The organism is Chamaesiphon polymorphus CCALA 037 (genome assembly GCF_003003845.1).
GTDB classification, from domain to species: Bacteria; Cyanobacteriota; Cyanobacteriia; order Cyanobacteriales; family Chamaesiphonaceae; genus Chamaesiphon; species Chamaesiphon polymorphus.
Map to the genome: position 1 here is coordinate 1 of NZ_PVWO01000146.1, position 11,885 is coordinate 11,885.

11 protein-coding genes are annotated in these 11,885 nt (G+C 46.5%); 6 read left to right on the top strand and 5 right to left on the bottom strand.

Translation table 11 applies throughout. From position 1 onward, the window contains the following. From C7B77_RS30745 to C7B77_RS13000, 4 genes are all read left to right on the top strand, one after another. Positions 1–241, top strand: a 241-nt coding sequence (locus C7B77_RS30745; protein WP_219892133.1) for a hypothetical protein, incomplete at its 5' end; no start/stop codon positions are given. 281 nt (positions 242–522) lie between these two features. After that, complete coding sequence (locus tag C7B77_RS12990; RefSeq protein WP_106305217.1) at positions 523–1,716, top strand: glycosyltransferase family 1 protein; 1,194 nt, start codon at positions 523–525, stop codon at positions 1,714–1,716. Between the two features lie 85 nt (positions 1,717–1,801). Next, positions 1,802–3,439 (top strand): O-antigen polysaccharide polymerase Wzy, encoded by a 1,638-nt coding sequence (gene wzy / locus C7B77_RS12995; protein WP_106305196.1) that lies wholly within the window; start codon positions 1,802–1,804, stop codon positions 3,437–3,439. A 174-nt stretch (positions 3,440–3,613) separates the two neighbouring features. Next, positions 3,614–4,804 (top strand): glycosyltransferase family 4 protein, encoded by a 1,191-nt coding sequence (locus tag C7B77_RS13000; protein WP_106305199.1) that lies wholly within the window; start codon positions 3,614–3,616, stop codon positions 4,802–4,804. 65 nt (positions 4,805–4,869) lie between these two features. On the opposite strand, the gene C7B77_RS13005 is transcribed toward C7B77_RS13000, so the two are convergent. The 5 genes from C7B77_RS13005 to C7B77_RS29980 form a co-directional block, all read right to left on the bottom strand. Beyond that, positions 4,870–5,682 (bottom strand): class I SAM-dependent methyltransferase, encoded by an 813-nt coding sequence (locus tag C7B77_RS13005; protein WP_106305202.1) that lies wholly within the window; start codon positions 5,680–5,682, stop codon positions 4,870–4,872. A 176-nt stretch (positions 5,683–5,858) separates the two neighbouring features. Beyond that, a complete protein-coding gene (locus C7B77_RS13010) occupies positions 5,859–6,836 on the bottom strand; it encodes a methyltransferase domain-containing protein (RefSeq protein ID WP_106305205.1) in 978 nt (325 codons plus the stop codon). A gap of 211 nt (positions 6,837–7,047) precedes the next feature. Continuing rightward, entirely contained in the window at positions 7,048–8,385 is a 1,338-nt protein-coding gene (locus tag C7B77_RS13015; RefSeq protein WP_106305208.1) for a lipopolysaccharide biosynthesis protein, read from the bottom strand. A 465-nt stretch (positions 8,386–8,850) separates the two neighbouring features. Then, on the bottom strand, positions 8,851–9,303 hold the full coding sequence (locus C7B77_RS13020; RefSeq protein ID WP_106305211.1) for a KGK domain-containing protein: 453 nt from the start codon (positions 9,301–9,303) through the stop codon (positions 8,851–8,853). A gap of 223 nt (positions 9,304–9,526) precedes the next feature. Further along, positions 9,527–9,670 carry a hypothetical protein gene (locus tag C7B77_RS29980; RefSeq protein WP_181243852.1) on the bottom strand — a complete coding sequence of 48 codons (144 nt, stop codon included), beginning with the start codon at positions 9,668–9,670 and terminating at the stop codon, positions 9,527–9,529. A gap of 87 nt (positions 9,671–9,757) precedes the next feature. Here C7B77_RS29980 and C7B77_RS13025 point away from each other — a divergent pair, with 87 nt between their 5' ends. Both C7B77_RS13025 and C7B77_RS13030 read left to right on the top strand, forming a co-directional pair. After that, the gene (locus C7B77_RS13025) at positions 9,758–10,906 is read left to right on the top strand and encodes a pyridoxal-phosphate-dependent aminotransferase family protein (protein WP_106305214.1); all 1,149 of its coding nucleotides are present in this window, start codon (positions 9,758–9,760) and stop codon (positions 10,904–10,906) included. 646 nt (positions 10,907–11,552) lie between these two features. After that, on the top strand, positions 11,553–11,885 hold a 333-nt coding region (locus C7B77_RS13030; protein ID WP_146138305.1), incomplete at its 3' end, for a hypothetical protein.

Below are 11,885 nucleotides of genomic sequence, written 5' to 3' on the forward strand. Positions count from 1 at the left end.
AATTACGATCGTCTCGATCTTAGCATATCAGTTTGAGTTTGTGCGTTACCGCCGATTGAGGCCGATTCTGAAGCTCGATCGATTCTCTATCCGCTGGCGCACGCAACAATCTCGATTCGCTACAGATTTAAATTTTTACATTTATTTTTACGCAATAATTGAGATCGAAAAACTAGTAATTATTGAGAGCATTAGCATACTCATTTTAGTCAAGTCATGGGCTAAATATATTAACCTGTGACAGATCTGACGGCCAAAAGACGTAAGTAGGTAAGTCGTGTGCTTCTACGACCGATGATGAGGATAAAGTTTGCCGATAAAATTAGACAATTAGCGATCGACTCAATTCGCCACCGAGCGATTTATTTGTCAAAAGATAATTAATATCCCAGCCAGATAGCTAAGGTATTGAGTATTACTGCTGATGACGCTTGGGATCTTAGTTAAATAAACTTGAGGCACAACTCGATCGCCAAATCGGTCAGTTTATTTAATTTGCTATTATTAAAAACCGCTAAAATTATGAACCTCGCTCCCGATCGTCCGCCAATCAAAATCCTTCAGGTCGTAGGGAGGATGAATCGTGGGGGTGCGGAAACTTGGCTGATGCATGTCTTACGGAATATCGATCGCCATATCTTCCAGATCGATTTTTTGGTCAGTACGACCGATGCTTGCGCTTATGATGATGAGATTCGCGCCCTCGGCGGTCGGGTTATCCCCTGCACGGGGCCATCAAACCCGCTGACATACGCCCGAAAATTCCAGCAGGTACTCCAAGAATATGGCCCGTATGATGTCGTTCACAGCCATATCCATCACTATAATGGCTATATTTTGCGGTTGGCCGCTCGGGCTGGCGTGCCGATTCGAGTTTGTCACAGCCATATCGACTCCACAGCTTTAGAAGCAAAATCTAGCTGGCTGCGGCGATTGTATTTCGGGTTGATGACTCGGTGGATCGATCGTTATGCCACCATTGGTTTAGGCTGTAGTGATGTGGCTAGTGCCAACTTATTCGGCCAGAACTGGCAGAACGACCCACGTTGGCAAAAATACTACTGTAGCATAGATCTGACACCGTTTGAAACAAAGGTCGATCCGAAGCTTGTGCGCGCTGACCTTAACATCCCCGCAGCCGCGTTTGTCATCGGACATGTCGGTCGCTTTCAAGAGCAAAAGAATCATACTTTTTTGGTCGATATTTTTGCAGAAGTCCTCAAACGCGAACCGCAAGCTTATTTATTACTAATTGGCGAGGGGCCGCTACGTGCGGAGATCGAGCAGCAAGTCGAACGCGCTGGGGTGGCAGAGCGGACGTTATTTACAGGCAGTCGCCCAGATGTACCAAATTTGATGATGGGAGCGATGGATGCCTTTGTAATGCCTTCTTTGTGCGAGGGACTGCCGCTAGTGGGCATCGAAGTGCAAGCAGCCGGATTGCAAACCTTTTTGTCTGAGGCGATTACACCAGAAGTCTGTTTGGTCGAACCGCTAGTCCAGCAACTGAGTTTGTCTCAACCAGCCGCGATCTGGGCGGATGAAATCGTCCGCACGCACCGAGAGCGCGCGATCGATCGGCACAGTGCTTTAACGACCATCCAACAGAGTTCTTTCAATATTCAAGTTGGGATCGATCGACTGATGAAGGTTTATCGCGGCGATAGTCCAGACCAGGCGATACCCAATGCCGTCCGAGATAAAGCCTTAATTTAAGTCGCTCTGAGGGCGAAATCGCACGGAATATTCAAATATTTGAGCGGTTACTAGCAAATACATACTGGTGGAGCAAAGTGAGTTAATGGTACGAAAAGATAAAAATAATTGGCTGGTGATGTTAACTCAATCATATATTTTGATTGGGTTGTTGATATTTGGACTGGTTTATGCAGCCAGTCCATCTGGATTTCTGCTGTCGGTAGATACATCATTTCAGTTGATGTGCCAGCTATTTTTAGGATTGGTAATTTGGTCGTTTGCGTCTTGGTATCTGGTTACTAAACGCTTATTCGATCCTTATGTATTGTTTTTGCTCTCAGCAATTATCTTTAATGGCGGCCAAATTATTCTCGAAGTTTTTCAGCTTAATGAAAAGGGATTTTTGGCAAACACATTTTCGGTGGCTGATGGTTTACAAATAGTTTATATCGTCACTTTGTCGATCGCGACTATGCACTTTGGCGCGCTACTGTGCGTCGTACTCGATCGTCGCCAAAGCGAGTCTAGCAAATTCTTAGAATTTCTGAATCGGGGCGGGGCAACCGATCCTTACACGCGACTGGGATTGGATCCTTCTGCCCAGCCTTCAGGACTTCTATCTTCTTCCCTAACGGGGGGTAGATCGTCTTTTCATACCAAAAACACTACCCTCTTTAGGTCGTCCATCATCCCAGCCAGTACCGCACTGATGGTCGGACAAATCTTGCTATATCTGTCGATTATTCCGGTGATGGTGGTTGCCATTGGGGCGATTCAGGTGGCTAGATCTGGCGGTTACGCTTCGCTGTACGAGCAGCAAGCCGTAACTGGTGCAGCCGCATCCGTGCAGATTATCGCTGATTTTATATTTCCGGGGGTATTCTTAACGATCGCTGGAGCGCAACGCAAACCCCGTTTGCGAATATTTGCAGTAATCTGTATCTTGTTGTACACCTGCGCTAAACTGACGATCGGCACGCGGGGCGCGGCGGTAATGCCATTATTGGCCATGCTGTGGTTGTGGGATAGCGTAGTGCGCCCGATTCCGAGATCTTTGTTAGCGGCGGTGTCCGCGCTAATGCTATTGGTCGTATTTCCACTAGTGGGTGCGACGAGAAATGAAGTAGCTGGGGTGGATGTTTTCTCAATTGACTTTATTACCAAAACGCTGACAGGTATAGACAATCCCCTCGTCGCCTCGATTTCGGAGATGGGATTTAGTGCGACCACGATCGGGTGGACGATAGATTTAGTGCCTAACGTTAGACCTTTTGCTGCGGGCATGACCTATCTAGTCGGGATATTGGTACTGATTCCGAATGTATTTTCAGCGGGTCGGCATCCAGCATTAACGATGTCTGGTTATGATATTCCAGACTTTTGGTTGGTGGGAGAACTCGATCGAGAATTTGCCCAACGAGGTGGCAGTTTTGGGTTTTCCTTTATTTCCGAAGCCTATCTCAACTTCGGTTGGTTTGGCATCATTTTTATGGGTCTCCTAGGATTTGGATTTGCCAAGCTCGTCCAGTGGGCACTACGCGAGCGAGATCCGATTAAAATGGCAACTATCGCCATCTTTGTGTCATTCTTTTTGTTCTATCCGCGCGGCTCATCCGAGATGGTATTTCGACCATTTGTTTGGTATTGCCTATTTCCTTATCTGTGGATGAGATGGCTGAGTAAATTAAATCCTAATCGAGTCAAAGGTCTTTTAAATGCACTTAGAAAGGGGAAAAAATAAGCCCGATCGCGGCACGATTTTGTGTTGAATTTAACACGTCCTCAACCTCAAACGTATACTCATTGTCTGTTATTATCGATATAGACATACAATGTCGATCGCAGTTTCATTAAACATAATCATTAAACTGGTTATAAAATTTTTTAGAGTTTTAGACCGTAGCCAAAGTTAAATATGAAAGTAATTATCACCCTCGAACATCGCTTCGACCGCACACCTGATGGCCGAGTGTGGACGCAAACAACTTTTCCTTATTCATTCTGGCAGCGTTATCTTAAGGTGTTCGATCTCGTGTGCGTAGTCGCACGCCTTCGCGATGTCCCCAGCGTAGATGCTGACTGGCAAGTCGCTAGTGGCGAAATGGTTTCGTTTGCCGCAATTCCCAACTATCTAGGGCCAGTACAGTATCTGCGCAAGGCAAACCTAGTCAAGCAAGCCGTGCGTGGGGCCGTCGGCCCGAACGATGCGATTATTATGCGCGTTCCTTCACAAATATCTAGCGATCTCCAACAATACTTAAGCCGCAACAGTCATCCATATGCGGTCGAAGTGGTGGCCGATCCCTATGATGTATTCGCGCCCGGTTCGATCGACCATCCACTGCGCCCATTGTTTCAGTGGTTATTTCCCCGGACTTTGAGGCGAATTTGTGCCAATGCTGCTGCGGCAGTATATGTCACCAAAGGCGCTCTTCAAGACCGCTACCCTTGTGCGAACTTTGCGGTGGGGGTCTCGGATGTCGTCCTCCCCAGCGAGCGGCTCGTCGCCGCACCGCGCCCACTGCGACAGGATTTAGATGTATTCACATTGGTCTATGTCGGTACGATGTCTCAGATGTACAAAGCTCCCGACGTCTTAATCAAAGCCGTTGCTGCTTGTATCAAACAAGGACTCAATCTCCAACTCTACATGCTTGGTGACGGGCAATATCGATCGCAACTAGCAGATTTAGCAGCCGCTCAAGATGTTGGCGATCGCATCCAGCTCCTCGGACAGTTAGCTTCCGGCGATGCCGTCCAAGCGCAACTCGATCGATCCGATTTATTCGTACTGGCATCTTATCAAGAAGGTTTGCCCAGAGCTATGGTCGAAGCAATGGCGCGGGGATTACCCTGTTTGGGGTCGAATGTCGGTGGGATCCCAGAGTTATTGCCCCCAGAAGACATGGTCGAACCAGGCGATGTGGACGTACTCGCCCGTAAAATTCGCGAAATTGTCACCGATCCCGAGCGAATGGCTCGGATGTCTGCACGAAATCTCGCCAAAGCTCAAGAGTATCGAGATGACGTATTGCAACAGCAACGCACCGACTTTTACCACTACGTGCGCGACCTGACGGAAGCCTGGGTGGCCAGTAAGACGTAATTGATAGTAGTAGATAGCGAGTCAATGGAAACTTCCCGATCGCCCATCGAATCGATCGCCACGAGTTAAACACCGATTTTTTTAGCAATAATTTGAATCCATTCACCATCGCGATGGTTGACCATCTCTAACTTGCCACGGTAAAGATCGTCAATGTAGGTGGTAGTTCCATGCCCTTCGATGACAAAATTATTGTCTTGCAGCGACAGATTCCACTGGTGCAGACCTCGGTAACCTTCTTTCTTTGCCTCATTCTCGATATGTGAGAGGACAAGGAAGCCACCAAGTTTACACACGCTGTACATTTGGTCAACAATTTGTACCGGATCTTCCGCATGGTCGATACTGTTAATTGCAGTAACCAGATCGAATGTTTCGCGACCAAACTCAGTCGATAGGTTTTCGCCTAGACACTTCTTCGTTCGCACGGGTGGCTCGAGGTGATTTTGCTCTAGTAGGATGTCGTATTCATCGGCTAATGGATCGACCGCCACTAGATCGATATTGTAATTCTTCCACCACTTGCCAACGACAGTAAGAGGCCCAGCACCAACATCCAGAATTCGGATGGTATCTCGTCCGAGCCGATCGACAATTTCGCCATGATAGTCAGATAAAGCCAGTGCGGGATCGATGCGTTTTTGGTAGCCAGTGGCGTCTGTACCGCCGTGATTGCTAAGCCATTTATTCCAGTACTGTAATTCCTGACTCAGCCCTTTATCTCGGTTCGCTGTCAGCTTGAATATTGGTGCTAATATTCTTTTGATCGTTGTCTTGAGTAATAGTGTGAGATTGGCGGCTGAGTTAGATGCTAAGGAGTTGCTGGCCGAGGGGGCAGCATTTTGCTCGTTAGCAGTTGGTTTGCGGTAATCATGCATAATGTTAGATTTCAGCAATACAACACCAATGTATCATCCTGCTTGAAGTATGACAACATATGTGAAGTTCTATAAAATTGCTATAAATTAACCCGATGAATTGCCAATAAAATTGAGGGTAGATGCCACGATCGATAGCTTCTACCCTCAAGTCTCGATCGAGTTGCGGATCGACTTTAGGGGCGAGGGGATTCGGTTGCCTGGTAGAGCTTAATTAAATCTCGATCGGACAAAACTAGATCCGATTTTCTCCCGATGAAATAGTATCCTGACGCCGCATCCCTCGCTCCGGGCTTGTCGATCGTCAAATAGTCAAAATACTTGAGATAAAAGGACGTCAATCGTGCAAACGCAATTAATAGCCGTGTGAAGACTTTGGATGTCGTAAAGCTTACCAAAAAAGACATATAAGCAGAAGCCAAAGCCATGCCGGGGCCGCAAACAGCTCCGCTATCGATCTCCTCAAAGTGCCGAAACAAGCGGCGATGGCCAAAATGGGTAAAGCGGGTAAAATCGTAAGGACTATTATGTACTTGCTGCATGAATGGCGTTTCGGCATAGACGACGCCCCGATCGTTCAATACTCGATAGATTTCAGCACAGCACCGATGAGGATCGAGGACGTGCTCTAACACCGCCTGAGCGATGACTCCATCGAAGGCACCATCCTGAAAAGGCAGATCGTGAGCATCGCTAATTAACATCGTGCGTTCGCCAAATGCAACATCACTCTCAACCAATTCGATTGCTGTATTCTCGACCAAGTATTCCATCCCATCGCCGAGGATACTCCCACCGATTACTAACACGCGAGGATGAGGCGAGCATTCGAGTAAGATCTGGCTCAAGTGACGATAATTTGCTGCGCCTTTAATATTTCGACTGATGTCTGGAATTAAGCTTTTTAGAATATTTACAAGCTGATTTTTACTTTCACTTTTGAAAAATGTTTGACGGCGTGCGCGAAAGTCATCGATCGCAAATACACTCGCTCTTTCGTTAATTAATACGGGGATGCCATCGACGATCGGGAAAGAGGTCGTACATTCAGAATTCAGACACTCTAATTCCCGCTCTGTCTGGTTTAGCTCGGCATGGCACACCGGACAATGGAGCAATTTCTGGGAACTCTCAGACAGTTTGATTGGTGACATGATTTTTTCAAAATGATGACAACTTATCATTCAATATAGCATCGAATTTTTGATTTTATGTAACTTTCATCACTTATTAAAATCTGAAAAACACGAACATCTGCCATTCATGGCATGACTAAATTGGGATATTAATTGTCAGTAAAACTTGAGGTAGGGGCAATTGATTAATTGCCCCTACCTCAAGTTTTAAACAAGCTGCGGAACAAGTTTATTCGAGAGTTGATTCTGTCGGCTGGGGAGATTTAGCAATCTTATTTAAAGCATGGAAAATCACGCCCAAACTTAGTAGAGCTTGAGCGATCGAACCGATAATTAACGCGATCGCCGCACCGATCGATCCTTGAGTGGGTACCAACCAAAAACAGATCGCGGCAGAGATCCCAGTTGTAATCGTAAACAATGGCATTTGCACTCGAAAATACTGGGCAGCGGTCATCCCATAACCCATGAAGGAAGCGACATAACCAATCCCCGCCGCCACCATCAGCAGGATGAATAAATAAACCTGTTGTGCATATTCGGGACGATACAAAATCGTCAGAATTTGTTTGCCCGCAATCGCTGCCACCAAGCTTGATACTCCACCCAGTAACACGCCAATTAATAATGTTTTGACTAACAGACTTTTATACTCTTTGCTATTGCCTGCGGCGTAGTATTTAGCCAAGCGCGGACTGGCTGACTGTCCCAAGGCACTAACCACAATTCCACCAGCAATCATCAAATACGACAAGGCCGAAAAGATCCCCAGCTCGCGCTCGCCGAGGTAATGTTCGATAAAATAGCGCGGGACATTGGCATTGAGCGAAATCAGCATCATCACCAGTCCCAATGGGAGGGAGAGTGTTACTAAGCTGCGGAGAATACTCAGATCGAATCTCGGTTGTAACGAGTGGGCAGATTGATGTTGTTGCGGGGTGGGTATTTCGGCAGCTTCGTGGCTGTGTGCTGGTGGTGCCGTCTTTAAGATTGCCAGACCGCGCGGAATATCGTAACAGATCAAGATCGCTGCCCAAGTCGCTGTCAGTCCGATCGCGCCGCCCAACACCGTACCAGTGGTGTAAACTCCGATCGCTAGCATTAATAGCGACAGTGGGCCTTTGATCGACAGCGAGATGGCGATCCGATCCATGCGTTCGTGAAACTGGAACAGTCCGTGAAACACATCGGAAATTGACTCGATCGCTTTGGATAGCCCGATCGTTAAAATCACCAAACAGACTTCCCACCGATAGCCAGCCACGATCGTAATTATCGCGATCGTCAATAGTGACAAACCCAGACAAATTAATCTCAGCCCCAGATAATCACCAAATACATACTGCTGCTTAACGTCGGTGATTTGGATTTGGCGTAATTGGAGATTGCCAAACATAATCACTGGTGCTGTTACCGCCAATCCCAAGGTAAATTGCCCGACCATTTCGGGGCTACCGAGTTTTGCCAGCACGACCAACATGCCCCACTGAGATGCTGCATAAATGATGTTGCCAGCAAAAGTCCATGAAAAGTTTTGACGGAGGCTCAGTGATTTTAGTGGTGGCATTACTGCGATTTACAATTTCGGTTTACCTTCACTTTAATCTATAAGCGAGCGCATCATCCACGGTACTATTACTTATAAATTTATCACCAACATCCCAGTCGATCGCCAGTAATCTTCCATCGACAATGGTAAGAATGCAGATTGTCATACTTCACTCGATAAGTTAGTAGCAATCGCCACTTGGAAATCGCTACAGATGTTCGATCGGCGAGGCGATCGCTTTGAAGCTGTTCCTCATTTAATTTGGATACCGCCGATCCACTGGTTCAAAGCTGGTATGTCGTCATGAGGCCGATTGACCCCCCGATCGTCACGAAACAAAGACACTCGCTTTTGGCGATCGAGAAATCTCATCTACTAAAAAACCCAAATTCTAACTATAATTTGGGCTGTTATCTAGGCAATCGATTTTTAGTTAATTCTGCCCGATTTCAAGACAATATTTGTAATCGATTGCCAATATTTTTATTGACCATTATGATGAATACCTGTAAATACATATTCGCTATTAACATATTCATCACTAGCTGAATCTTCTCGATCGCGAAGTGTGGCATCTGGCGAGTCCCGATCGCCAGGTAATAACATTTTTTCACCCGTATCTTCTACCAAAAATTCAACCGAAACTTGTACCCGAACTTTACCTTTGCACCACCGTCGGGTAGCCAGATCGAGGATTTCACAACTAATACCGTCATCGAACCATTGACAATGTTCGTTAGCCAATCGGGTCGAACCGATCATCCGAATGGGAATCTCTAAACCATGTTGACGTAGTTTCTGATCGATCGCCCTACCGACCGAGCCATCAAAAGATTGCCCGATTGCCCGCTTTAGCTTGCCAGCGCGAAACATTGCCTCGCCAAAGGCAATCACATCGTCGTCACCACAATCATAAGGAATAAGATTATTTGTCATAACATTTTTTTGTTATCAAAGGTTACTACTATATACCATTAACATGATGCCATAATATACTCAAAACACACGTTATGGATGCGACCATTTCGATCGAATCCAATTTTCTCAATTTATAACGTCAGATTGAGGATTGCTACTCATGCTGGCGGCTAGATATGTGGAAATTTAGGTATCTCATCTCTACCCAGCTAGTGGTGCAATCGACATACATCCTACTCGATTATGATGCCCACTCTGAGTATCGATCGATCGAAGGGTCGTAAATCGATCTTAAATTAGCCTCATGATGTTGCAGTTGGGCAGTATAGACCAGACCAGAGATCCCCTCTTCCCTCTGGGTGCGGTCTTGAGCTAAAATTGACATTCTGCAAATCGACTTTGGCCGTGCTGCTACCAACAGCACCTGCCTCTAGATCGTAAGTGTAACTATTATTTAAATGGGATAAAGATCGTGGAAAATAAGTTGATGTTGATGATTCCTGGCCCTACTCCAGTACCAGAAAACGTCTTGTTGGCTCTAGCCAAGCACCCGATCGGACATCGGAGCGGGGAATTCAGCCAAGTTATGGCAGAGGTTACGGCCAATCTCAAATGGTTGCACCAAACCCAAAACGATGTCTTGATGCTGACAGTCTCCGGTACTGGGGCGATGGAAGCAGGCATCATTAACTTCTTTAGCCCTGGCGATCGGGTTTTGGTCATTCATAATGGTAAGTTTGGCGAACGCTGGGCGGAAGTAGCCAAAGCATTTGCCCTCGATGTCGTGGAAGTTACCGCGCCCTGGGGACAACCGATCGATCCCACTAGCGTCCAAGCCGCATTAGACGCCGATACTGACAAAGCAATTAAAGGTGTCATCGTCACTCATAGCGAGACTTCTACTGGTGTCATCAACGACTTAGAAACCATTAATAAGCACGTCAAAGCGCATGGTGCGTTAATTATCGTCGATGCGGTTACCAGCCTGGGTGCGGTCAATGTCCCGATCGATGAGTGGGGTCTAGATGTCGTCTGTTCTGGCTCGCAGAAAGGATTTATGATTCCTCCCGGATTGGGTTTTGTCACCGTCAGCCCCAAAGCCTGGGAAGCTTATAAAGTGGCCAAATTACCCCGCTTCTATATGGACTTAGGGCCATATAGTAAGGGTGCTGCGAAAAATACTACCCCCTTTACACCGCCAGTCAACTTGATTTTCGCGCTCCAAGCCGCACTCCAGATGATGAAAGCAGAAGGGCTAGAACAGATTTTTGCCCGCCACCAACGGCACATGCTCGCCACCCGTGCCGCCGCTACCGCCATGGGCTTGCCTCTATACGCGCCAGAAGGACACGGTAGTCCTGCCATTACCGCAGTAGCACCCACTACTGTCGATGCCGAGCAAGTCCGGAGCGTGATGAAGAAGAAATTCGATATCGTCCTCGCTGGCGGTCAAGATAGTCTCAAAGGTAAAATCTTTAGAATCGGTCATCTCGGCTTTGTGTGCGATCGCGATATTCTCACGGCGATCGCGGCTCTAGAAGCAACAGTTAGCGAACTCGGTCATACTGGCGGCACCCCCGGTGCTGGTGTCGCCGCCGCAGCCAAGATTTTGACTGCCTAATCTCAGACTCGCATCAAGATCCAGATATTAGTAGCAGCTTAGATCTTTGGGTATCGATCGAGGGCACCCCTACACAATTAACTTGTGGGGGTGCCTTTGATTAAATACCCATATATTTTGGCAACTTATACATTGATACTTCCCCCGTCCCCTCGTCTCCCCATTTATCTACCCATTTACTTGCCAATTTAGTAGCTAATCGAGAGACGATCTGGCTTCAGACAAGCGATCCGAAATGTTAACAAATTTTAAGCTGGCAATTTTAGCGTGATTGTCTAAAATTGTGATAAATTACTATGTCCGTGTAATCTAAAGTACACTAATTCTATCTACTTACGGCAATCTCTAAGGTACTAAACCCAGTCATTTGGTATAGATCTTCGATAGCTTAAATTGAGTTTGTGATTCGCTCGATCGTCAATTTTGTATCGATTTTTCACTTAGCACATCTTCGAGCGATTTCCATGTATTTAATGATACTTTTTAGAGCGAATTATACTGATTTCAATTGATGACTTTTCTCGATACTGAGGCAATTTGGATCGTGTAAGATCGTAATTCAATCGATCCTACTAAACCAGCTTCAACAATCGAGACTCACTAGCTACTGTCTGTCGCAGCCTTTTGAATATCTTGGAAATTAACTATGCTAAGTAGATTTTGGATTGGCAGTAATCATCGCAAAAACTCATCTCAGAGAGCGGTTCCAGTCCCTTTGGAACAGGGCGGAGATATCGATCTCGATCCGTTGAGGCGAGATGTTGTGACTGTTTCTCAAAACTTAGCTAATTTTCCGAAGATCGATCTATCCAATCACAATAGATCTTCGACAGCCATCGCCGAACATGAGACAATGAAACAAGATTTACGCTCTAAACCCGAACTCCCAAACTATCCTGTGGCGACAGAAGACCCCGAAGCGTGGTACCGTCAGGGCAACTTGTACCGCGATGCAAGGAAGCTAGATGTAGCTTTAGCT